This is a genomic window from Streptomyces sp. NPDC050732 (genome assembly GCF_040654255.1).
Taxonomy (GTDB): Bacteria; Actinomycetota; Actinomycetes; order Streptomycetales; family Streptomycetaceae; genus Streptomyces.
Map to the genome: position 1 here is coordinate 71,664 of NZ_JBFAHP010000016.1, position 20,880 is coordinate 92,543.

Consider the following 20,880-nt stretch of genomic DNA (forward strand, 5'->3'; position numbering starts at 1 on the left):
GCCAGACATGTCTGCTGACACCACGCTCGACAAGTCCGCGACGTCCGGAGTGGGCCCCGTCGAGGGCGCCTCCCTCTACGACGTCGACAACCCGGCCCCGGTCATCGAGGCGCCCCGCAAGCGCACCTCCAAGACCCCGCGCTCGACCCGCGGCAACTTCGAGATGGCCGCATGGCTCTTCATGCGGCTGTCCGGCGTCGTCCTGGTCGTCCTCGTCCTCGGCCACCTGCTGATCCAGCTGGTGCTCGACGGCGGTGTCTCGAAGATCGGCTTCGCGTTCGTCGCCGGCCGCTGGGCCTCGCCGTTCTGGCAGGTCTGGGACCTGCTGATGCTGTGGCTCGCGATGCTGCACGGCGCCAACGGCCTGCGCACGGTCATCAACGACTACGCGGAGCGCCCGAACACGCGTCTGTGGCTCAAGGGCCTGCTGTACACCGCCACGGTGTTCACCATCCTTCTGGGCACGCTGGTGATCTTCACCTTCGACCCGAACATCCGCTAAAGCCGAGGCGACTTCCGTGAAGATTCACAAGTACGACACCGTCATCGTCGGCGCGGGCGGCGCCGGCATGCGCGCCGCCATCGAGGCGACGAAGCGCAGCCGCACCGCCGTGCTCACCAAGCTCTACCCCACGCGTTCCCACACGGGCGCCGCGCAGGGCGGCATGGCCGCCGCGCTCGCCAACGTGGAGGAGGACAACTGGGAGTGGCACACCTTCGACACGATCAAGGGCGGCGACTACCTGGTCGACCAGGACGCCGCCGAGATCCTGGCGAAGGAGGCCATCGACGCGGTCCTCGACCTGGAGAAGATGGGCCTGCCGTTCAACCGCACCCCGGACGGCACCATCGACCAGCGCCGCTTCGGCGGTCACACCCGTAACCACGGCGAGGCCGCCGTGCGCCGCTCCTGCTACGCCGCGGACCGCACCGGCCACATGATCCTCCAGACGCTGTACCAGAACTGCGTCAAGGAGGGCGTGGAGTTCTTCAACGAGTTCTACGTCCTCGACCAGCTCATCGTCGAGGTCGACGGCGTCAAGAAGAGCGCGGGCGTCGTCGCGTACGAGCTGGCCACCGGCGAGATCCACGTCTTCCAGGCCAAGTCCGTGATCTACGCGTCCGGCGGCACCGGCAAGTTCTTCAAGGTGACGTCGAACGCGCACACGCTCACCGGTGACGGCCAGGCGGCCTGCTACCGGCGCGGGCTGCCGCTGGAGGACATGGAGTTCTTCCAGTTCCACCCGACCGGCATCTGGCGCATGGGCATCCTCCTCACGGAGGGCGCCCGCGGTGAGGGCGGCATCCTCCGCAACAAGGACGGCGAGCGCTTCATGGAGAAGTACGCGCCGGTCATGAAGGACCTCGCGTCCCGTGACGTCGTGTCCCGCTCCATCTACACGGAGATCCGTGAGGGCCGCGGCTGCGGTCCCGAGGGCGACCACGTCTACCTCGACCTCACGCACCTCCCGCCGGAGCAGCTGGACGCGAAGCTCCCGGACATCACGGAGTTCGCCCGCACCTACCTCGGCATCGAGCCCTACACGGACCCGATCCCGATCCAGCCGACCGCGCACTACGCCATGGGCGGCATCCCGACGAACGTCGAGGGCGAGGTCCTGGCGGACAACACGACGGTCGTCCCGGGTCTGTACGCCGCGGGTGAGGTCGCCTGCGTCTCCGTGCACGGCGCCAACCGCCTCGGCACCAACTCGCTCCTGGACATCAACGTCTTCGGCAAGCGCGCGGGCATCGCCGCCGCCGAGTACGCGGCGAAGAACGACTTCGTCGAGCTCCCGGAGAACCCGGAGGAGCTGGTCGTCTCCCAGGTCGAGCGGCTGCGCGACGCCACGGGCACCGAGCGGGTCGCCGAGCTCCGCAAGGAGCTGCAGGAGACCATGGACGCCAACGTCATGGTGTTCCGCACCGAGCAGACGATCAAGACGGCGGTGGAGAAGATCGCGGAGCTCCGCGAGCGCTACCTCAACGTCTCGATCCAGGACAAGGGCAAGCGGTTCAACACCGACCTCCTTGAGGCCATCGAGCTGGGCAACCTGCTCGACCTCGCCGAGGTCATGGCGCAGTCCGCGCTGGCCCGCAAGGAGTCCCGCGGCGGTCACTACCGCGAGGACTTCCCGAACCGCGACGACGTCAACTTCATGCGCCACACCATGGCGTACCGCGAGGTCGGCGACGACGGCACGGAGACGATCCGTCTCGACTACAAGCCGGTCGTCCAGACCCGCTACCAGCCGATGGAGCGTAAGTACTGATGGCTACCCCGACCCTCGACAAGGAAGACGCCAAGCCCGAGGCGGGCTTCGCCGACTCCCCGTACATCACGATCACCCTCCGCGTCCGCCGCTTCAACCCCGAGGTCTCCGCGGACGCCACGTGGGAAGACTTCCAGCTGGAGATCGACCCCAAGGAGCGTGTCCTCGACGCCCTCCACAAGGTCAAGTGGGACCTGGACGGCACGCTCACGTTCCGCCGCTCCTGCGCGCACGGCATCTGCGGCTCGGACGCCATGCGGATCAACGGCAAGAACCGTCTCGCCTGCAAGACCCTGATCAAGGACATCAACCCGGGCAAGCCGATCACGGTCGAGCCCATCAAGGGTCTGACGGTCCTGAAGGACCTGGTCGTCGACATGGACCCGTTCTTCCAGGCGTACCGCGACGTCATGCCGTTCCTGGTCACCACGGGCAACGAGCCGACGCGCGAGCGTCTGCAGTCCGCCGAGGACCGCGAGCGCTTCGACGACACGACGAAGTGCATCCTCTGCGCGGCCTGCACGTCGTCGTGCCCGGTCTTCTGGAACGACGGCCAGTACTTCGGCCCCGCGGCGATCGTCAACGCCCACCGCTTCATCTTCGACTCGCGTGACGAGGCGGGCGAGCAGCGCCTGGAGATCCTGAACGACAAGGACGGCGTGTGGCGCTGCCGCACGACGTTCAACTGCACGGACGCGTGCCCGCGTGGCATCGAGGTCACGAAGGCGATCCAGGAGGTCAAGCGCGCGCTGATCACGCGTCGCTTCTGATCTCGCGCGGCTCTTCGTGGTCCAGCCGGGCCCCGCTCCTTTCCGGGAGCGGGGCCCGGCTGCGTCCGCACGGCGTGCCGGCTCGACGCTCCGACTCGCCCCCCTCCCCCGCGGTGCCGTCGGCAGGATCACCGTGGGGGACTTCTCGGAGCACTTCCCCTTCTGCTGGCCGGTCTACCGGAGCGGGCCGGACATCCATATCCAGAATTCCGTCGTCTTCCTCGACGAGCTGACCGAGCGATTCCTGCCGGACGAGCCGTGGCGGTCCGTGGGCCCGCGCCGCACGGTCGACGAGGACGGCAACCAGATTTCCGAATGGCATACGGACATCAATGCCGTCAAGAGATTCCTCACCGCGTCCACCTGACGGCGCTGTGACACTGCGACACCAGCAACCGCTGGTACCGACGGCCGCAGGGCGGGGTCCGTGCGTCGTACCGCCGTACGGCCGAAGGATCGCGCACCCTGAGGCGCGGCTCATGCGCGCCTGCGCCGATGCGGCGGGCCCCGGCCTAGCCTGACGGAATGTCAGACAACCAGTCGGTCGGCCTGTCCGCTGACCAGCCCGCAGTGCAGTCCGCAGACCAGTCCGCAGAGCTTCTCGGTTTCGACAATGTCCTGTTTCCCGTCGGCGACCTGGGCGAGGCCGTCAGCTTCTACGAGCGGGCCGGGTTCCCCGTCGCCTTCCGGCTCGACGAGATCGGGCTCGCCATCCTGAAGGTGGGCAAGGAGACGCCGGGCGTGCTGCTGCGCGTGGAGGACGGCATCGTCCCGCGTACGCCGTCGTGGCCCTCGCCCCGCCTCTGGCTGGAGGTCGGGGACGCCCGCGCGAAGGGACGGGCGCTGGCGGCCGCGGGGGTGCCCCTGCTCGCCGAGCCGTTCTCCGTGGCCACCGGGTGGACCGTGGAGATCGCCGACCCGTGGGGCAACGTCGTCGGGTTCGCCGACTACCTCAAACGGCCGGAGCTGGCGCGTAACTCCTGAGGCGGACACGGGGGGGGCGGGGGCGAGGCTGAGGCAGGGAGGTGGGCCGGGCGGGGCCAGAGGGCCGAGTGAGGGCTATCGCCAGCCCGCTCCGCCGTCCGCCTCCGCCACCACCATGATCCGGCGCAGCATGTCGGAGAGCAGCGCCCGCTCCGCCGCCGGGAGCACGCCGAGGAGCCGCTCCTCCTCGCGGCCGAGGACGGCCATCGCGCCCCGCCACGCCGATCTGCCCGGCTCCGTCAGCTCCACGTCGACCCGGCGGCGGTCCTTCCTGGACGGCGTACGGCGGATCAGGCCCCGGCGCTCCAGGCCGTCCAGGCGTCCGGTGACGGAGGCCGGTGCGAGGTCCAGGTCCGCGGCGAGCTCGGAGGGGCTCGCCGCGCCGCCCCGGCCCGCCAGCTTGTGCAGGGTGTCGAACTCGTGGCGCTCCAGGTCGAAGTCGGCGAGGGACTGCTCGCGGACGCGGCGCAGATGAACGGTGAGCTTGCTCATGCGGGTGACCGCGCCCTCGATGTCCGGGTCGAGGGTGGGCAGGACGGGCAGCCAGCGCTCGACGTGCCCATCCGTCCAGTCCCGCACCGGCAGGCCCTCCCGCTCAGTCGCGAAACCGCCCGCGGTATCCGCCATGTCGTCCAGCGCCCCGTGATCGGCCGGGTCGTTCGTCGTCTCGTCCACCATCCCAGGACTGTACTTCGGCTCCGGATACTTCGTTGACGAATAGTTCGGCACCGAAATATGGTCCTCCTCATGCCGCTGCCACGACCGTCGTCGTACCCCTTGCTGCGCAACCGCCCCTTCCGGCTCCTCCTCCTCGGCCGCACCCTGTCCCTCGTCGGTGACGCCGTCATCCCCGCGGCCCTCGCCCTCGCCGTCCTGCGCGCCACCGGATCGAGTTCGGCCCTGGCCGTCGTCCTCGGCTGCGCGATGGGGCCACGGCTGCTCCTGCTGCCGCTCGGCGGGGTCGTCGCGGACCGCTTCAACCCCCGCACCATCGCCCTCACCACCGATCTGGTGCGCTGCGGTGCCCAGCTCTTCGTGGGCGTCGAACTGCTCGGCGGGGAGCCGAGGTTGTGGCACATCGCCGCCGCGGAGGCCGTCGGCGGCGCCGCGTCCGCCTTCGCCATGCCGACGCTGCCACGACTGATCACCGGCACGGTGACGGCGAAGGACCGGCACGGCGCGAACTCCCTGTTCGGCGTCGTCAGGAGCAGCACCGTGCTGGGCGGCCCCGCGCTCGCCGGGCTCCTGATCGCCTACGCGGGACCCGGCTGGGCCTTCATCCTCGACGCCGCCTCCTTCGCGGTCAGCGCCTGCCTCCTCTCCGCGCTGCGCCTCCCCCACGCGCCCGCTCCGGCTCCCGCCGAGCAGCGCCCCTCCTTGCGCAAGGACCTCGTCGAGGGCTGGCACGAGGTGCGCAGCCGCGACTGGTACTGGACGAGTCTGGTCGCCCACGCCGCCTGGAACGGCGCCGCCGCCGTGCTCATGACCCTCGGCCCCGCCCTCGCCGTCGCGGAGCTGGGCGGTGAGGGCACGTGGATCTGGATCCTCCAGGTGGGCGCGATCGGGCTGCTGCTCGGCTCGCTGCTCGCCGGCCGCGCCAGGCCGCGCCGCCCCGTCCTGACGGCCAACCTGGGCCTCGCGACGTACGCCCTCCCGCTCGGCCTGCTCGCCGCCGGTGCCCCCGCGCCCGCCGTCATCGTCGCCTACGGCCTCGCGCAGGCGGGACTCGGCTTCCTCAGCCCCGTCTGGGAGACCTCGGTACAGGCGGCGATACCGTCCGCGGTGCTGGCCCGCGTCACCTCGTACGACTGGCTCCTCTCGATGGCCGCGATGCCGCTCGGCTACGTCCTCGCCCCCCTCGCGGCGAGCGCCTGGGGTACGGCGACACCCCTGTGGATCGCGGCTGTCGGCGTCGGCGTGGCGTGCGCGGGGACGGCGGCGGTGCCGGGCGTCCGCCGCTTCACCCTGCCGCCGGACCTCCCCGCACAGGGTGCCGTCGGGCCGGACGCCGCTCCCGCGCGCGAGGACGACGCCGTCAGAGGCGGGGACGACGCCGTCAGAGCCGGCTGAGGATCGTCGGGTCCGTGATCTCGTCGTCCCTGGCCAGCATCATCGCCTTGCTGAGGATGACCGCCAGCGTCCGGCCGCCCTCGAAGGGCAGACACCCGGCGCCGCTCACGGCCGCCCGCGCCGGTGCGCTCAGCCCCTCACCAGCGCCCACACCGTCTTGCCGTACCTGCCGCGCCGCCAGACGCCCCACGCCTCAGCGACCGCGTCGAGGAGCCGCATGCCGCGGCCGCTCTCGTCCTCCCAGGCGTCCGCCGTGCGCAGCTCGGGCTCCGACGGGCTCTCGTCGGACACCTCGACGAAGCACGAGCCGTCGGCGAGCACCGTCACCGCCACCTCGAACTCCCGCTCGACCACGAGCCCGTGGAGAATCGCGTTGGTCGCCAGCTCCGACACGAGGAGCACGGTGTCGTCGAGCGCCCCGTGGTCCGCCGTCTGCCCCCAGGCCGAGAGATGGTCGCGCACGCGTGTACGGGCGAGCGGCACCGACGCGGGGTGCGGCGGCAGTCTGAAGGCATCACGTCTCAACAAGTCCCCATTCCCCCTCCGACGCCTCAATGCTGCGCAGAGGTGCCGCGCGGTGTCACTGCGGCACCTCTGGACTCACCCATATCTGGCCAGTTCTGAACCAAATACCCCAGGAACAAGCCGTGTCGGTGACACCGCGTGCGGGTCAGGCCTGTCTCGACGCCAGTTCCACGACCGTGATGTCCGACGGCGCCCCGACCCGTACGGGCGGCCCCCAGGCGCCCGCGCCGCGCGTCACGTAGAGCTGCGTGTCGCCGTACCGCTCCAGGCCCGCGAGTGTCGGATTGGCCAGGTCCGCGACGAGGTTGCCCGGCCACAGCTGGCCGCCGTGGGTATGGCCGGAGAGCTGCAGGTCCACTCCGTGCTCGACGGCGTCGTGGATGACGACCGGCTGGTGGGCGAGGAGCACCGAGGCCCGCGAGCGGTCCCGGTCGCCGAGCGCCTTGGCGAAGTCGGGGCCCTTGCCCTCGTCCTCGCCCGCCACGTCGTCGACGCCCGCGAGGTCGAACCCGGGGAGTTCGGTACGGGCGTTCCGCAGCGGGCGCAGGCCCAGTTCGCGCACGTGGTCGACCCACTGCTCGGCCCCGGAGAAGTACTCGTGGTTGCCCGTGACGAAGTACGCGCCGTGCTTCGCCCGCAGTCCGGCGAGCGGCGCGGCGGCGGGGCCCAGGTCCTCGACGCTGCCGTCCACCAGGTCGCCGACCACGGCGATCAGGTCGGGCTGCGTGGCGTTGACGGTGTCCACGACGCGCTGCGAGAAGCCGCGGCCGAGTATCGGGCCGAGGTGGATGTCGCTGACCACGGCGATCCGGAACCCGTGTGCCCCTCGCGGGAGTTTCGCCAGCGGCACGGTGACCCGCTTCACCTTGGGGCCGCGGAGCACGCCGTACGTTCCGTAGCCGACGGTCCCGGCCGCCACGGCCGCGGCGGTACCGCCGACGACGCGGGAGACGAAGAGGCGGCGGGAGGGGGCGGGAGCGGCGCGCACGGGCTCCGGCGCGGGTTCGGGCTCCGGCGCGGGTTCGGGCTCCGGTTCGGGTACGGACGGCGCGTCAGGTGTGACGTCCGCCGCGGGCACGGGCACAGGTTCCGGGACGCTCTCACGTCGCGTGTCGCCTTGGGCCCACCGCCGCAGCAAGGGACGTACCAGCTCCCCCACGAGCAGCGCGAGCAGCAGGTAGAGCGAGACGGCCAGCCACATGAACCCGGGCCAGGCGAGCACCCGCTGGAGCAGGAACGGCGCTCCGGAGCGCTCGGCCACGAGCGCGCCGAACATCAGCAGGGGGCCCGCGACGAAGACGACCGTGCCGGCGCGCCGGGCGGGTCCGGGGCCGGCCGTGGTGTCCCGCACCAGGCGGCGCCACGCGTACCAGTGGAGGGCGGCGAAGGCCGCGAGGACGGCGAGGCCCACGAGGACCGTGAGGACGACCACGGCTATGACGTTCTGCGCAGAGCACGGACTCCACGGAACCCGATGACCCCTACCACCGTCCCCAAGGCAAAGGAGACAACGGCAAGCGTCAGGTGCACCCAGAAGTACCCGGTCGGGTTGTCCGCGTCGTCGAAGGCGAGCCCGCTGCCGTCCTTCCACAGGTTCTTGACGAAAGTGATCCAGATGAACCAGCTCCACACCCCGAAGGCGAGCAGGAACCAGGAGACAGGGCGGCTGAGCTTCATGCGTTCAGTATCGCGAGGTCCCCTTCCGCACCGCCGCCGGGGTGGGGACGACGGGACACAGCGCACCTCGGGAGCGACCCGCACAGCCCCGCCCTGTACGTTCTCGTCCGTGCCTGCCGTAAAAAAGACCGCCCTGTTGGTCGCTTCCGCCGCATTGCTGACCATGTCGACCGCGGCGCCCGCGCTGGCGGACGGGAAGCCGGGAGACGACAAGGACCAGCCGAAGCCGCCCTCCAAGATGTCCACCGTGGGTGGTGCGCGGCTCGGTGAGCCGGGCACCCAGGTGAAGCTCAAGGCGGGCGCCCCGGTGCTGCCCAAGGACCTGACGGGGCGTTCCTGGATCGTCTCGGACGCCGAGTCCGGTGAGGTCCTGGCCTCGCACAACGCACACTGGCGGCTGCCTCCGGCGAGCACCCTGAAGATGCTGTTCGCGGACACGGTCCTGCCGAAGTTCCCCAAGTCGCAGAAGCACAAGGTCGCGCTCTCCGATCTGGAGGGCATCGGCGCGGGCAGCAGCATGGTCGGCATCAAGGAGAACGAGACGTACTCCGTCCACGACCTGTGGCTGGGTGTCTTCCTGAAGTCGGGCAACGACGCGGTGCACGTCCTGTCCGCGATGAACGACGGCATCCCGCAGACCGTCAAGGACATGCAGAAGCACGCCGAGGAGCTGCAGGCCCTCGACACGCACGTGGTCTCCCCGGACGGCTACGACGCCAAGGGGCAGGTCTCCTCCGCGTACGACCTGTCGCTGTTCGCCCGCTCCGGACTGCAGAAGAAGGACTTCCGCGAGTACTGCGCGACGGCCACGGCCCAGTTCCCCGGCGAGACGAAGAAGATCAAGAAGGGCAAGGACAAGGGCAGGACGAAGCGTGAGTCCTTCGAGATCCAGAACACCAACAAGCTGCTCACCGGCGCCGACGGAGTCGAGCCCTACAAGGGCATCGCGGGCGTCAAGAACGGCTACACGTCGAACGCGGGCAACACCTTCACCGGAGTCGCCGAGCGCGACGGCAAGGTGCTCCTCGTCACCGTCATGAACCCCTCCTCCGGAGAGGCCCACGCGGTCTACAACGAGACGGCGCGGCTCTTCGACTGGGGCTTCCAGGCCGTGGGCAAGGTCGACCCGGTGGGTGAGCTGGTCGCTCCGAAGGGCGCCGCCACGGGTGGCGCGGGCAAGGGCGCCCCGGGCAGCGGCGGCGAGGGTGCCGTCGAGAAGGCGGCGCACTCCTCCGACGGCGGGTCGAGCGGGATGGGCATCGCGCTCGGGATCGCCGGTGGCGTGCTCGCGGTGCTCGCCGCGGGGGCCTTCGTGCTCAGGCGCCGGATGCCGCTGCCGGGACAGGCGGGCCGGCGGTCGCGTCAGGACTGACGGCGGGGCGCGGTCGTGGAGGCAGCTTCTTCGGAGGCTGCCTCTTCGCCTTTTTCTCCCTCCGTACGTGACGCTTTCCGCGTCGCCGTCCATGCGGCGCAGAACAGCAGCAGCTTGGCGGTGAAGTTGATCCACAGGAGCAGGGCGACGGGTACTCCGAAGGCGCCGTACATGTTCTTCGCGGCGACGCCCTTCATGTAGCCGCCGAGCAGCAGCTTGAGCAGTTCGAATCCGGCCGCGCCGATCAGGCCGGCGGTGACGAGCTCGCGCCGGTGCGGCTGCACGCCGGGCAGCAGCGTCAGGACGTAGAGCAGCAGCAGGAAGTCCGCGAGGACGGCGATGGCGAACGCGACGACCTGGAGCAGCACGGTGCCCCAGCCCTTCTCGTCGATGCCGACGAGGTCGGCGGCCCAGCCGACGGCGGTCGATGCGAGCCCGGACGCGGCGAACGACGCGAGCCCCACGCCGCCGAGCCCGATGAGCACCCCGGCGTCCTTGGCCTTGCGCAGGACGGGGTTCTCCTCCTCGTCCGGCAGCTCCCAGACGGCCCGCAGGCACTCCCTGATGGAGCCGACCCAGCCGATGCCGGTGAAGAGCAGCAGGGCGCCCGCGACGAGCCCGACGGTGCCGGCGTTGGCGACGAGCGCGTCCAGGTTGAGCTGGTCGGAGATGCCGGGGACCTGTTCGGAGATCTTGTCTTCCAGGGTGCTCTGCTGCTTCTTCGACAGTGTGGCCGCGGCGATCGCGGCGGCGACGGTGAGCAGGGGGAAGAGCGCCAGGAAGCTGATGAACGTCATGGCGGCGGCGAGGCGCGTCCAGTGCACGTGGTCGAGCCGGTCGTACGCCTGCCACGCGTGCGTGCGCATGCCCTTCTCGACGAGGGGCCCGATGCCGGGGAGTTTCTTCAGCCAGTCCATGACGCCTCCGTGCCTGTGGTTCTGCCTGTTGTCCTGCCCGGTGAGCGGAAGACCAAGGTCCGGGTACCCCAGAAACGCAGGACAGTGGCGAGTGCCATACCGATGCCGGCGCCCGAGACGGTGTCCGCCCGCTGTGAGGTGAGGCCGAGACCGTAGTGGGACACGGCGATGCACAGCAGTTGGACGAGGGCGCCCGCGATGTTGACGGCGAAGAACACCACGTACTGGCGCAGCCGCGAGACCTCCGCGGCCCTGCTCCGGTAGGTGCCGAGCGCGTTGCCCGCGTACGCGACCGAGCAGCCCGCCACGAAGGAGAGCGCCTTGGCGGTCAGCGGGTCCAGGCCCACGGGTCCGCGCAGCCAGATGAAGAGGCCGAGGTCGGCGGCGTACGCGCAGATCCCGACGGCGGCGAAGCCGAGCAGTTCGGGTCCGAGCGTCCGCAGCCGTCCGCGCAGGGAGTGCGCTTTCGCGCGCAGGGAATGCAAACTCACCAGTCCGCGACCGCGAGTCCGTACATCGCGAGCCACACCAGGCCGATCACGGCGAGCGCCCTGTCCCGCAGGACGACGTCCTCGGGTTCGCCCGCCGTGCCCCGGTCGGCGAAGACGGCGTAGCGCAGGATCGCGAGGATGAAGGCCGCCATGGACAGCTGGCGCCAGGGCAGCAGGCTGCCGTTGGCGGTGCCGCCCTCCTCCATGGCCCACAGGCAGTAGGCGAGAACGGCGACACCTGCGGCCAGTTGCCACACGAAGCGCAGGTAGCCGGTGGTGTATTCGGTGAGCAACGCGCGCGTGGCGCCCAGTTCCGCCGAGCTCGCGGACATCTGGACGGCTTCGGAGTAGCGCTTGGCGGAGACCATGAAGAGCGCGCCGAAGCCGGTGGTGATCAGGAACCAGCGCGAGAGCGGGATCTCCAGTGCGAGGCCGCCGATCATGGCGCGCATCAGGAAGCCGGTCGTGACGATCGTGAGGTCGACGACGAGGACGTGCTTGAGGCTGACGCAGTAGGCGAGTTGCATGCCGACGTACGCGGCCAGGAGCGCCGCTGTGAGCGGTGTGCACAGGACGGCGGCCGCCGCGGGCGCGAGGACGGCCAGGAGCCCTCCCACGGCGTATGCGACGGGCACCGGGACCTGCCCGGCGGCGACCGGCCTGCGGCACTTGGTGGGGTGCGCGCGGTCGGCGTCCGCGTCGCGGGCGTCGTTGATCAGGTAGACGGCGGAGGCGGCCGCCGTGAACAGCGCGAAGACGATGGCGACCTGGGTGAGGGCGTGCCGCGAGAAGAGTTCACCGGCGGCCGCGGGGGCCGCGACGACCAGGACGTTCTTCACCCACTGGCGGGGGCGCGCGGTCTTCAGGAGGCCGAGCGGCAGGCCGACGGTGCTCGGGCGCTGGGCCGGGCGGGGCCGCTCCAGGACGGTGGAGATACGTTCAGGCATCGCTGCCTCCGTTCATCCAGGCGGCGCCCACGCGCGCGGTGAGCGCGCCGAGCGCCGCTCCCGCGGCGACGTCCGAGGGGTAGTGGACGCCGACGACCATCCGGGAGACGCACACCGCGGCGGCCAGCGGCGGTACGAGGCGGGCGCCGACGGGGCGCAGGGCGCTGTACGCGACGGTGGCCGCGGCGGCCGACGTGGCGTGGGAGCTGGGGAAGGAGTGCCTGCCCGCGGTGCGTACGAGGGGCGCGACGCCGTTGTGGTCGCCCGGGCGCGGGCGGCGGACGATCCGCTTGACGCCCATGCTGGCCAGGTGTGCGGTGGCGGTGAGCGCCGTGCCGCGCAACCATGCGCCGCGGCGCTCCCGGTCGACGGCGGCGCCCGCGAGGCCGGCCGCGATCCAGAGCGCGCCGTGCTCGCCGGCGCGCGACAGGGCGCGTGCGGCGGCCGCCACGCGCGGGTCGGTGCCGCAGTCGCGGAGGGCCGACAGCAACCGGTGGTCCATGTCGTGCATGTCGCCTCTATTTCGAAGACGTTCGAGAGCCGGGCATCTCAACTCTTCTCAACAACATGCTCATAATTCCGTCAATGTAGGATGACACTCCATCAATCACCCATTTCGGTGAGGGACGGGACTGTTGGAACGAACCGCCCACATGCGGGCGATACGGTCACCTTCATGCCTGCCGACTCACCCGCCGATTCCCCTGCCCGCGCCTCGGCCCCCACGGCGTCCGCCGTCTCCGTCTCCGGCTGGGGCCGCACCGCTCCGACCACCGCCCGGCTGGTGAGACCCCGCACACAGGAGGAGGCGGCGGCCGCGGTGCGTGACTGCGGGGAGCGCGGCGGCATCGCCCGCGGCCTGGGCCGGGCCTACGGAGACGCCGCACAGAACGCGGGCGGCGCCGTCTTCGACATGACGGGCCTCGACCGGGTGCGCGTCATCGACACCACAGGGACGACGAGCACGGGCGCTCCGGCAGCCACGGTCGTCTGCGACGCGGGCGTCTCACTGCACCACCTGATGGAAGTCCTGCTCCCCCTCGGCTGGTTCGTGCCGGTGACCCCGGGGACCCGCTACGTGACGGTGGGCGGGGCGATCGGCGCCGACATCCACGGCAAGAACCACCACGTCTCCGGTTCCTTCTCCCGGCACGTCCTGTCGATGGACCTGCTGACCGCCGACGGCACGGTCCGCACGGTCGAACCCGGCAGCGCGCTGTTCGACGCGACGGCCGGCGGCATGGGCCTCACCGGCGTGATCCTCTCGGCGACCGTCCAACTCCTGCCGGTCGAGACGTCCTTGATGACGGTCGACACGGAACGCGCCACGGACCTCGACGACTTGATGGCCCGCCTGACCGCCACCGACCACCGCTACCGCTACTCGGTCGCCTGGATCGACCTCCTCGCGCGCGGCGCCTCCATGGGCCGCTCGGTCCTGACCCGCGGCGACCACGCCCCCCTGGACGCCCTCCCGGAGCGGGCACGCGCGCGTAGAGCCCCTCTCGCCTTCCGCCCCGCCCGGCTGCCCGCCGCCCCCTCCTTCCTGCCGGAGGGGCTGCTCGGCAGGACCTCTGTGGGGCTCTTCAACGAACTCTGGTACCGCAAGGCGCCCCGCTCCCGCACCGGCGAGCTCCAGAAGATCTCCACCTTCTTCCACCCCCTGGACGGCGTCCCGCACTGGAACCGCGTCTACGGCCGCGGCGGCTTCGTGCAGTACCAGTTCGTCGTCGGATACGGCAAGGAGGAGGCCCTGCGCCGCATCGTGCAGCGCATCTCCGAGCGTGGCTGCCCGTCCTTCCTCGCCGTACTGAAGCGCTTCGGAGAGGGCGATCCGGGCTGGCTCTCCTTCCCGATGCCCGGCTGGACCCTCGCCCTGGACATCCCGGCGAACCTCCCCGGGCTCGGCGCCTTCCTCGACGAGCTCGACGAGGAGGTGGCCGCCGCCGACGGGCGCATCTACCTCGCCAAGGACTCACGCCTGCGGCCCGAGATGCTCGCCGCGATGTACCCCAGGCTCGACGACTTCCGTGCCCTGCGGGCCGATCTCGACCCGCGTGGAGTGTTCCGCTCGGACCTCTCCCGCCGCCTCGCCCTCTAGGAGACCGGTACTCATGAAAGACGCCTTCGGCACCCCCCAGTCCCTGCTCGTCCTCGGCGGCACCTCCGAGATCGGCCTCGCCACCGCGCGGCGCCTCGTCGCCCGCCGCACCCGCACGGTGTGGCTGGCCGGGCGCCCGTCCCCCGACCTGGAGAAGGCCGCGGCCGGCCTGCGCGACATGGGCGCGGACGTGCGGACCGTCGCCTTCGACGCGCTCGACCCCGAGTCCCACGAGGCGACCCTCGGCAAGGTCTTCACCGAGGGCGACATCGACATGGTGCTGCTCGCCTTCGGCATCCTCGGCGACCAGGCACGCGACGAGGACGAGCCCGTCGCGGCGGTCCGCGTCGCCCAGACGAACTACACGGGCGCGGTCTCCGCGGGGCTGGTCTGCGCGCGGGCGCTGCAGGCGCAGGGCCACGGCTCCTTGGTGGTGCTCTCCTCGGTGGCGGGCGAGCGCGCCCGCCGGTCGAACTTCATCTACGGCTCCAGCAAGGCCGGACTCGACGCGTTCGCCCAGGGCCTGGGCGACGCGCTGCACGGCACCGGGGTGCACGTGATGGTCGTCCGCCCCGGCTTCGTCCGCTCGAAGATGACCGCGGGCCTGGAGGAGGCGCCCATGGCGACCACCCCGGAGGCGGTGGCGGAAGCCATCGAGAACGGCCTGCGGCGGCGCTCCGAGACGGTGTGGGTGCCGGGAGCGCTGCGGTTGGTCATGTCGGCCCTGCGGCACGTGCCGCGGCCGGTGTTCCGGCGACTGCCCCTCTAGGAGCTCTTCGGCGGTTCGTACGTGGCGACGGTGGGCAAGGTCTGCGGGTTGCCCCACTGCGTCACGTAGACCTTGCCCACGCCGACGAACTTCCTCGTGCCCGGCACCGGCACGATCGGGTCGAGCCAGAGCTGCTGCCCGGCACCGGACTTGATCTCGCCCTTGGCGGGCAGGTGCGGCCAGGACAGCTTGGTGCAGCGCCCCTCCGGAGTGCGGTACCGGCGTACTCCGAAGAGGAGCCCTCCGTCCTCCCCGTGCGCGACGACACTCCTGGAGAGGCACGGGTCCTGGTCGGCACCCTTCTGCTCGTGCCAGCGGGAGCCGTCCCAGCGCAGCATGACGTGTTCGATGGAAGGTTCCCTCTCGACCTCGCCGTGGTTGAAGTCGTGCGAGCCGTAGGCCCACGCTTCTTTTGGAGAGACCGCCTCCACGCCGTCGAGGGAGGCGCCCGGCTCGGGCGGAACGGGCTCGGGGAAGCGGTACTCCGGCGTCCGCGTGCTCGTCCAGGATGCGCCGTTCCAGTGCATCGCCGCGGGCTGGCTGAGTTCGCCGCCCTCGCCGCCCACTCCGGGACCGCTCGTGCGGAAGCCGACCGCCCACAGGTCGTCGCCCGACGTGCCGTCGAGCGCGTTCGCGACGGCGGGCAGCACGTGACTGGTCCAGCGGCTGCCGTCCCAGTGCTGCGCCTGTTTCTCGCCGAGCAGCACCCACACGTCGTCGGGGCCGAACACCTTGGTCTCGCCGAGCATTCCGCTCCCCGTCGGCCGTGGCATGCGCCGCCAGCGGGTGCCGTCCCAACGGGCCACGCCCACCGCGGAGTCGTCACCCGAGCCGAAGAGCCACACGTTGTCCGGGCCCGAGGAGTCGAGCCGCGGGTGGAAGATGTTCCCGTCGAGCTCGGCCGGTGGCTTCTGCCGCCGCCATTCGCTGCCTTCGTAGTGCAGCAGGTACTGGCCCTCGGGGTCGCTCATGTCGCCGTTGAGCGACTCCCAGCCCGCGGCCCAGATGTCGTCCTCGGAGGCCGCTGCGACAGTGGTCAGTTCACCCCTGGTCGCCTTGTCGACGTAGGCGAGCTTCCAGGCGTCGCTCCTGGAGCCGCCGGTTCGGACGGGTTCCCTGTCGTCGCTGCCGCAGCCCGCTGCGGCAAGGGCCAGCACGGCCAGGATCGCGGCGGTCCTCTTCATCGCTTCTCCTGCCGCTTCAGGGTGACGACGACGGCTTTGGACGGGGCGAAGCCGCTCTGCAGGACCTCGACCGTGCCGAAGCCCAGCACCTCGCCCGAGCCCGGCACCGTGACGATCCTCTTCAGCCAGAGCTGCTGCTGCGCCTCGGGGCGTACCCCGCCGCCCTCGGGCAGCCCCGGCTTCTTGATCTTCGTGCATTTGCCGTCGGTGGTCAGGTGCCGGTTGCCGTTCATGAAGAAGCCGCGGTCGCCGTCCCGGGCCACGGGTTTCCGGTACGCGCACGCTCCGGGAAAGGGCTTCGCGTCCTTCCAGCGGGAGCCGTCCCAGCTCAACTCGACGCTCTCCGACTCCGGATCGCGGACCTCTTCGCCGTCGTACCCCCGGTAGGAGTGTCCTCCGTAGGCGCGGACGTACGTCCTGGAGGCGACGTCGATCCCGGTGAACTCGGCGAACGGCTCGGGCGGCACCGGATCGGGGAAGCGGTACGTCGGCGTCCTGGTGAGCGTCCACTTCTCGCCGTCGAAGTGCATCGCGGCGAGCTGCCTGACCTCGCCGCCCGGCCCGCCGACACCCCGCCCCGTCGTACGCGAACCGACCGCCCACACGTCGTCCCGCGCCGAACCGGCGAGGGCGGCGACCCTCTCCGCTGGCATCGGCGTCACCGTCCACCTGCTGCCGTCCCAGTGCGTGACCTCGCCGTCGCCCCGGAGCACCCACACGTCGTCCGGAGCGATGACCTCGATGTCCGTGAGCGGCCCGGCGGGCGCGTCCTTCACGGGGCCCCAGCGAGTGCCGTCCCAGAGGGCATAACGCGGCCTCTTCGTGTTCGACGCGGTGCCTTCCACGGTGTGCAGCCGGATGCCCGCCGACCCGAGGTACTCCAGCCGGGAGAGGTGGGGATCGCCGTCGACCGGCAGCGGCTCCCGCGTCCACTTCTCGCCGTCGAAGTGCAGCAGATGGCCCTTCGCGGACCGCCCGCCGGTGCGGGCGCCGTCGCTCCCGAGAGCCCATATGTCGTCCGGAGCCAGGGCGGCCCCGTCGATCAGCTCGCCGGGCTCGTCGTCGATGCGCTCGTACGTCCAGGAGAGCCCGACCGCACGGGGCTCGGACGGCCGCGCGGCAGCCGCGCCGTCGGACTTCTGTGCCCCGCAGCCGACCGCCACGAAGGCGAGGGCGGCGACAGCTGCCGCTGCGTTGCGCATGATCCCCCAGCACGGTCGGCCGGGGCACCCCGGTCAGCGAGCGGGCAGCGTACCCCGCGCCGACGGGGCCGAGGCCTGAGGGGGCACTACAGGGCCACCGAAGGCGAAGTCGCGCAGCCTGCGCCAGACACCGTCGGAACCCTGCTCGTACAGGGCGAAGCCGGTGCACGACCACTCGGCCTCGTACTCCGAGAGCTCCTCGTACGCGCGGTCCATGGCCTCTTCGGAGATGCCGTGCGCCACCGTGACATGCGGGTGGTACGGGAACTGCAGTTCGCGTGCCATCGGCCCCGACGCGTCCCGGACCCGCTCCTGCAGCCAGGAGCAGGCCGAGGCGCCCGACACCACCTGCACGAAGACGACGGGCGACAGCGGACGGAAGGTGCCCGTCCCCGAAAGGCGCATCGGGAACGGGCGGCCCGCCGCCGCGACCGACAGCAGATGCGCCTCGACCGCGGGCAGCGCCGACGCGTCCACCTCGGTGGGCGGCAGCAGGGTCACATGGGTGGGGATGCCGTGCGCCGCGGGGTCCCCGAAGCCCGCACGCCGCTCCTGGAGCAGGCTGCCGTGTGGCTCCGGGACCGCGATCGAGACGCCGATCGTTACGGTCCCCACGTCGTACTCCTGTCGTCGTGTCCATGGGCGGGGGACGCCGCCCGGTGGGCAGCGCGGTGCAAGCTGTGGTGCTCGGTCGTCCGGTGACTCAGTGCTTGGCGGGCAGGAAGCCCACCCTGTCGTACGCCTGCGCGAGGGTCTCGGCGGCGACGGCACGAGCCTTCTCCGCGCCCTTGGCCAGGATCGAGTCGAGCGTCTCCGGGTCGTCCAGATACTGCTGGGTGCGGTCCCGGAAGGGGGTCACGAACTCGACCATGACCTCGGCGAGGTCGGTCTTCAGCGCACCGTAGCCCTTGCCGGCGTACTTCTGCTCCAGTTCGGCGATACCGGTGCCGGTGAGCGTGGAGTAGATGCTCAGGAGGTTGCTGACGCCCGGCTTCTCCGCCACGTCGTAGCGGATCACCGTGTCGGTGTCGGTGACGGCGCTCTTGACCTTCTTGGCGGTGGCCTTGGGCTCGTCCAGGAGGTTGATCAGGCCCTTCGGCGTGGACGCCGACTTGCTCATCTTGATCGACGGGTCCTGGAGGTCGTAGATCTTCGCCGTCTCCTTGAGGATGTACGCCGACGGCACGGTGAACGTCTCCCCGAAGCGGCCGTTGAAACGCTCGGCCAGGTCACGGGTGAGCTCGATGTGCTGACGCTGGTCCTCGCCGACCGGCACCTCGTTGGCCTGGTACAGCAGGATGTCCGCGACCTGGAGGACCGGGTACGTGAAGAGGCCGACGGACGCGCGCTCGGCACCCTGCTTGGCGGACTTGTCCTTGAACTGCGTCATGCGGGAGGCCTCGCCGAAGCCGGTGAGGCAGTTCATCACCCAGGCGAGCTGGGCGTGCTCGGGGACGTGGCTCTGGACGAAGAGCGTGCAGCGCTCCGGGTCGAGGCCCGCGGCGAGCAGCTGGGCGGCGGCGAGCCGGGTGTTGGCGCGCAGCTCGGCGGGGTCCTGCGGGACCGTGATCGCATGCAGGTCCACCACCATGTAGAAGGCGTCGTGGGACTCCTGCAGCGCCACCCACTGGCGGACCGCGCCGAGGTAATTGCCGAGGTGGAACGAGCCGGCGGTGGGCTGGATTCCGGAGAGCACACGAGGTCGTTCAGAGGCCATGGTGCCCATTCTCTCAGGTGACTCTCATAGCTCGGAAACAGGTGTGTGACGGGTGGGAACCGACCGGCCACGGCCGGTGCGGCACGGTTACCGGCCGGTGCGGCGTCCGAGCTGTGGCTGCCCGCGGTCGCGGCCGATGAGACGAGGAACACAGTGCGTCCGGCCCCACCCGTGCGGGGGCCGCTCAGGCAGCGGGCAGGCCCGGTGCCGGGTGGGCGGACATCAGGTCGGCGACCTCGGACCTGATCTTCGTCAGGGCGTCCTCGTCACCGGTGCGCGCCGCGGCGACACCACGGTCGATCCATTCGGCGACGGCTGTCATGTGCTCCGTGCCGAGTCCGCGGGAGGTGAGGGAGGGGGTGCCGATGCGGATGCCCGACGGGTCGAACGGCTTCCTGGGGTCGTAGGGCACGGTGTTGTGGTTCACGACGATCCCGGCCCGGTCGAGGGCCTTCGCGGCGATCTTGCCCGGGACGTCCTTGGGGGTGAGGTCCATCAGGATCAGGTGGTTGTCCGTGCCGCCGGAGACCAGGTCGAAGCCGCGGGCGAGGAGGGCGTCGGCGAGGGCCTTGGCGTTGTCGACGATCGCGTGGGCGTAGTCGCGGAAGGAGGGCCGGGACGCCTCGTGGAGGGCGACCGCGATGGCCGCGGTGGTCTGGTTGTGCGGGCCGCCCTGCAGACCGGGGAAGACCGCCTTGTCGATGGCCTTGGCGTGCTCCTCGCGGGACATCAGCATCGCGCCGCGCGGGCCGCGCAGGGTCTTGTGGGTGGTCGTGGAGATCACGTCGGCGTGCGGCACCGGTGAGGGGTGGGCGCCGCCCGCGATCAGGCCGGCGATGTGCGCGATGTCGGCCACCAGGACGGCGCCGGACTCGCGGGCGATCTCGGCGAAGGCGGCGAAGTCGATGGTGCGGGGGAGGGCGGTGCCACCGCAGAAGATCAGCTTGGGGCGCTCCTTGAGCGCGAGGTCGCGGACCTCGTCGAGGTCGACGCGGCCGTTCGTCCCGGGGTCGGTGGTCCGGCGCACGCCGTACTGCACGCCGCGGAACCACTTGCCGGTGGCGGAGACGCCCCAGCCGTGGGTGAGGTGGCCGCCCATCGGCAGGGCCATGCCCATCACGGTGTCGCCGGGCTCGGCGAAGGCGAGGTAGACGGCGAGGTTGGCCGGGGAGCCGGAGTAGGGCTGGACGTTGGCGTGCTCGACGCCGAAGACGGCCTTGGCGCGGGCGATGGCCAGGCGCTCGACGGGGTCGATGTTCTGCTGGCCCTCGTAGTAGCGGCGGCCGGGGTAGCCCTCGCTGTACTTGTTCTGCAGGACGGTGCCGGAGGCTTCGAGGACCGCGGTGGACACGTAGTTCTCGCTGGGGATGAGCCGCAGGGTGTCGGCCTGGAGCTGCTCCTCGGCACCGATGAGGGCGGCGAGTTCGGGGTCCTCGGCAGCGAGGGCGGGGTGGTGCTGAGCGGCAGAGGTAGAGCGAGAAGGGGAGGGAGAGGGAGAGGGAGAGGCAGGGGCAGGGGATGAGGAAGGGGAAATGGAAGTCATGGCGTCCTCCGGGGCGAGCGGTCAGTGTCCGGTCGTGGTCCCGGGGTGCCCAGGCGGGCGGCACCTCGAAGGTTCTGCCTGGCACGGCTCCATCGGGGTCGGTTCCCCGTGCGCCAGTCACCGTGCTGTCGGGGCCAGCCTAGCGGGCACGCCGATCCGGCAGGTTTCTTCGTCCGCGATGCGAGCGACGATAGGAATTGGGCGCCACATCCGCCCCACGCCGCAAGACGAACGGAGACCCCGTGTCGAGTACGCCATCTCCCCGCACGTCATCGTCGTCATCGCCCTCGTCGCCGTCATCGCCGTCATCGCCGTCGCCGTCTTCCAGTGAGCGGCTC

Annotated in this window: 24 protein-coding genes and 1 riboswitch; of the genes, 10 read left to right on the plus strand and 14 right to left on the minus strand. The window is 71.0% G+C overall.

The features are described from left to right. The first annotated feature begins 7 nt into the window (after positions 1-7). From AB0H82_RS16665 to AB0H82_RS16685, 5 genes are all read left to right on the plus strand, one after another. Positions 8-502, plus strand: coding sequence for a succinate dehydrogenase hydrophobic membrane anchor subunit (locus tag AB0H82_RS16665; RefSeq protein WP_361177834.1), 495 nt, complete (start codon positions 8-10; stop codon positions 500-502). A 16-nt stretch (positions 503-518) separates the two neighbouring features. Then, positions 519-2,273: a succinate dehydrogenase flavoprotein subunit gene (gene sdhA / locus AB0H82_RS16670; RefSeq protein ID WP_362993247.1), complete on the plus strand. Its 1,755-nt coding sequence runs from the start codon at positions 519-521 to the stop codon at positions 2,271-2,273. Next, positions 2,273-3,043, plus strand: coding sequence for a succinate dehydrogenase iron-sulfur subunit (locus AB0H82_RS16675; protein WP_362993249.1), 771 nt, complete (start codon positions 2,273-2,275; stop codon positions 3,041-3,043). The genes sdhA and AB0H82_RS16675 overlap by 1 nt, the downstream gene beginning before the upstream one ends. 133 nt (positions 3,044-3,176) lie before the next feature. Then, on the plus strand, positions 3,177-3,410 hold the full coding sequence (locus AB0H82_RS16680) for a hypothetical protein (protein WP_362993251.1): 234 nt from the start codon (positions 3,177-3,179) through the stop codon (positions 3,408-3,410). Between the two features lie 158 nt (positions 3,411-3,568). Then, positions 3,569-4,027 (plus strand): VOC family protein, encoded by a 459-nt coding sequence (locus tag AB0H82_RS16685; protein ID WP_362993253.1) that lies wholly within the window; start codon positions 3,569-3,571, stop codon positions 4,025-4,027. Between the two features lie 75 nt (positions 4,028-4,102). On the opposite strand, the gene AB0H82_RS16690 is transcribed toward AB0H82_RS16685, so the two are convergent. Then, positions 4,103-4,612: a MarR family transcriptional regulator gene (locus AB0H82_RS16690; protein WP_362993438.1), complete on the minus strand. Its 510-nt coding sequence runs from the start codon at positions 4,610-4,612 to the stop codon at positions 4,103-4,105. A 162-nt stretch (positions 4,613-4,774) separates the two neighbouring features. Between AB0H82_RS16690 and AB0H82_RS16695 the strand changes: the two genes are divergently transcribed. Beyond that, the gene (locus AB0H82_RS16695) at positions 4,775-6,097 is read left to right on the plus strand and encodes an MFS transporter (protein WP_362993255.1); all 1,323 of its coding nucleotides are present in this window, start codon (positions 4,775-4,777) and stop codon (positions 6,095-6,097) included. Here the strand turns inward: AB0H82_RS16695 and AB0H82_RS16700 are convergent. From AB0H82_RS16700 to AB0H82_RS16715, 4 genes are all read right to left on the minus strand, one after another. Next, entirely contained in the window at positions 6,084-6,248 is a 165-nt protein-coding gene (locus AB0H82_RS16700; RefSeq protein ID WP_362993257.1) for a hypothetical protein, read from the minus strand. The genes AB0H82_RS16695 and AB0H82_RS16700 overlap by 14 nt on opposite strands. Continuing rightward, positions 6,227-6,625 carry an ATP-binding protein gene (locus AB0H82_RS16705; protein ID WP_362993259.1) on the minus strand — a complete coding sequence of 133 codons (399 nt, stop codon included), beginning with the start codon at positions 6,623-6,625 and terminating at the stop codon, positions 6,227-6,229. The genes AB0H82_RS16700 and AB0H82_RS16705 overlap by 22 nt, the downstream gene beginning before the upstream one ends. A gap of 142 nt (positions 6,626-6,767) precedes the next feature. Next, positions 6,768-8,054 carry a metallophosphoesterase gene (locus AB0H82_RS16710; protein WP_362993261.1) on the minus strand — a complete coding sequence of 429 codons (1,287 nt, stop codon included), beginning with the start codon at positions 8,052-8,054 and terminating at the stop codon, positions 6,768-6,770. Between the two features lie 2 nt (positions 8,055-8,056). Next, positions 8,057-8,299, minus strand: coding sequence for a hypothetical protein (locus AB0H82_RS16715; RefSeq protein ID WP_355803629.1), 243 nt, complete (start codon positions 8,297-8,299; stop codon positions 8,057-8,059). 109 nt (positions 8,300-8,408) lie between these two features. Here AB0H82_RS16715 and AB0H82_RS16720 point away from each other — a divergent pair, with 109 nt between their 5' ends. Next, complete coding sequence (locus AB0H82_RS16720; protein WP_362993263.1) at positions 8,409-9,671, plus strand: D-alanyl-D-alanine carboxypeptidase; 1,263 nt, start codon at positions 8,409-8,411, stop codon at positions 9,669-9,671. Here the strand turns inward: AB0H82_RS16720 and AB0H82_RS16725 are convergent. The 4 genes from AB0H82_RS16725 to AB0H82_RS16740 are packed head-to-tail and all read right to left on the minus strand — an operon-like array spanning position 9,662 to position 12,537. Beyond that, complete coding sequence (locus AB0H82_RS16725) at positions 9,662-10,588, minus strand: YihY/virulence factor BrkB family protein (RefSeq protein WP_362993265.1); 927 nt, start codon at positions 10,586-10,588, stop codon at positions 9,662-9,664. The genes AB0H82_RS16720 and AB0H82_RS16725 overlap by 10 nt on opposite strands. Continuing rightward, positions 10,576-11,043, minus strand: a complete 468-nt coding sequence (locus tag AB0H82_RS16730; protein WP_362993440.1) for a GtrA family protein — start codon at positions 11,041-11,043, stop codon at positions 10,576-10,578. The genes AB0H82_RS16725 and AB0H82_RS16730 overlap by 13 nt, the downstream gene beginning before the upstream one ends. A gap of 32 nt (positions 11,044-11,075) precedes the next feature. Then, positions 11,076-12,026: a decaprenyl-phosphate phosphoribosyltransferase gene (locus AB0H82_RS16735; RefSeq protein WP_362993267.1), complete on the minus strand. Its 951-nt coding sequence runs from the start codon at positions 12,024-12,026 to the stop codon at positions 11,076-11,078. After that, entirely contained in the window at positions 12,019-12,537 is a 519-nt protein-coding gene (locus tag AB0H82_RS16740; RefSeq protein WP_362993269.1) for a phosphatase PAP2 family protein, read from the minus strand. Before AB0H82_RS16740 ends, AB0H82_RS16735 begins: the two co-directional genes overlap by 8 nt. 165 nt (positions 12,538-12,702) lie before the next feature. Between AB0H82_RS16740 and AB0H82_RS16745 the strand changes: the two genes are divergently transcribed. Together AB0H82_RS16745 and AB0H82_RS16750 are read left to right on the plus strand one after the other, a co-directional pair. Next, positions 12,703-14,127: an FAD-binding oxidoreductase gene (locus tag AB0H82_RS16745; RefSeq protein ID WP_362993271.1), complete on the plus strand. Its 1,425-nt coding sequence runs from the start codon at positions 12,703-12,705 to the stop codon at positions 14,125-14,127. Positions 14,128-14,140: 13 nt separating this feature from the next. Further along, positions 14,141-14,896, plus strand: coding sequence for a decaprenylphospho-beta-D-erythro-pentofuranosid-2-ulose 2-reductase (locus AB0H82_RS16750; protein ID WP_362993273.1), 756 nt, complete (start codon positions 14,141-14,143; stop codon positions 14,894-14,896). Here the strand turns inward: AB0H82_RS16750 and AB0H82_RS16755 are convergent. The 5 genes from AB0H82_RS16755 to glyA all read right to left on the minus strand — a co-directional run bounded on the left by AB0H82_RS16755 (position 14,893) and on the right by glyA (position 20,542). Further along, on the minus strand, positions 14,893-16,080 hold the full coding sequence (locus AB0H82_RS16755) for a hypothetical protein (protein WP_362993275.1): 1,188 nt from the start codon (positions 16,078-16,080) through the stop codon (positions 14,893-14,895). The two genes, AB0H82_RS16750 and AB0H82_RS16755, sit on opposite strands and share 4 nt — an antisense overlap. After that, positions 16,077-17,282, minus strand: a complete 1,206-nt coding sequence (locus AB0H82_RS16760; RefSeq protein ID WP_362993277.1) for a hypothetical protein — start codon at positions 17,280-17,282, stop codon at positions 16,077-16,079. Before AB0H82_RS16760 ends, AB0H82_RS16755 begins: the two co-directional genes overlap by 4 nt. A gap of 33 nt (positions 17,283-17,315) precedes the next feature. Then, entirely contained in the window at positions 17,316-17,897 is a 582-nt protein-coding gene (locus AB0H82_RS16765) for a 2'-5' RNA ligase family protein (protein ID WP_362993279.1), read from the minus strand. A gap of 88 nt (positions 17,898-17,985) precedes the next feature. Beyond that, positions 17,986-18,999 (minus strand): tryptophan--tRNA ligase, encoded by a 1,014-nt coding sequence (gene trpS / locus AB0H82_RS16770; RefSeq protein ID WP_362993281.1) that lies wholly within the window; start codon positions 18,997-18,999, stop codon positions 17,986-17,988. 184 nt (positions 19,000-19,183) lie between these two features. Beyond that, on the minus strand, positions 19,184-20,542 hold the full coding sequence (glyA, locus tag AB0H82_RS16775) for a serine hydroxymethyltransferase (protein WP_362993283.1): 1,359 nt from the start codon (positions 20,540-20,542) through the stop codon (positions 19,184-19,186). Between the two features lie 40 nt (positions 20,543-20,582). Next, positions 20,583-20,673, minus strand: a riboswitch (ZMP/ZTP riboswitch). Positions 20,674-20,720: 47 nt separating this feature from the next. On the opposite strand from glyA, the gene AB0H82_RS16780 reads away from it, so the two are divergent. Beyond that, on the plus strand, positions 20,721-20,873 hold the full coding sequence (locus AB0H82_RS16780; protein WP_362993285.1) for a hypothetical protein: 153 nt from the start codon (positions 20,721-20,723) through the stop codon (positions 20,871-20,873). Positions 20,874-20,880 lie beyond the last annotated feature (7 nt).

What these genes read in the sequence shown, in the direction of transcription:
- AB0H82_RS16685 (WP_362993253.1), top strand. Translation starts at nt 3,569, where the DNA reads ATGTCAGACAACCAGTCGGTCGGCCTGTCCGCTGACCAGCCCGCAGTG.
- AB0H82_RS16745 (WP_362993271.1), top strand. Translation starts at nt 12,703, where the DNA reads ATGCCTGCCGACTCACCCGCCGATTCCCCTGCCCGCGCCTCGGCCCCC.
- AB0H82_RS16715 (WP_355803629.1), bottom strand. Translation starts at nt 8,299, where the DNA reads ATGAAGCTCAGCCGCCCTGTCTCCTGGTTCCTGCTCGCCTTCGGGGTG.
- AB0H82_RS16755 (WP_362993275.1), bottom strand. Translation starts at nt 16,080, where the DNA reads ATGAAGAGGACCGCCGCGATCCTGGCCGTGCTGGCCCTTGCCGCAGCG.
- AB0H82_RS16725 (WP_362993265.1), bottom strand. Translation starts at nt 10,588, where the DNA reads ATGGACTGGCTGAAGAAACTCCCCGGCATCGGGCCCCTCGTCGAGAAG.
- AB0H82_RS16675 (WP_362993249.1), top strand. Translation starts at nt 2,273, where the DNA reads ATGGCTACCCCGACCCTCGACAAGGAAGACGCCAAGCCCGAGGCGGGC.
- AB0H82_RS16750 (WP_362993273.1), top strand. Translation starts at nt 14,141, where the DNA reads ATGAAAGACGCCTTCGGCACCCCCCAGTCCCTGCTCGTCCTCGGCGGC.
- AB0H82_RS16760 (WP_362993277.1), bottom strand. Translation starts at nt 17,282, where the DNA reads ATGCGCAACGCAGCGGCAGCTGTCGCCGCCCTCGCCTTCGTGGCGGTC.
- AB0H82_RS16695 (WP_362993255.1), top strand. Translation starts at nt 4,775, where the DNA reads ATGCCGCTGCCACGACCGTCGTCGTACCCCTTGCTGCGCAACCGCCCC.
- AB0H82_RS16780 (WP_362993285.1), top strand. Translation starts at nt 20,721, where the DNA reads ATGCGAGCGACGATAGGAATTGGGCGCCACATCCGCCCCACGCCGCAA.
- AB0H82_RS16740 (WP_362993269.1), bottom strand. Translation starts at nt 12,537, where the DNA reads ATGCACGACATGGACCACCGGTTGCTGTCGGCCCTCCGCGACTGCGGC.
- glyA (WP_362993283.1), bottom strand. Translation starts at nt 20,542, where the DNA reads ATGACTTCCATTTCCCCTTCCTCATCCCCTGCCCCTGCCTCTCCCTCT.
- AB0H82_RS16735 (WP_362993267.1), bottom strand. Translation starts at nt 12,026, where the DNA reads ATGCCTGAACGTATCTCCACCGTCCTGGAGCGGCCCCGCCCGGCCCAG.
- AB0H82_RS16665 (WP_361177834.1), top strand. Translation starts at nt 8, where the DNA reads ATGTCTGCTGACACCACGCTCGACAAGTCCGCGACGTCCGGAGTGGGC.
- trpS (WP_362993281.1), bottom strand. Translation starts at nt 18,999, where the DNA reads ATGGCCTCTGAACGACCTCGTGTGCTCTCCGGAATCCAGCCCACCGCC.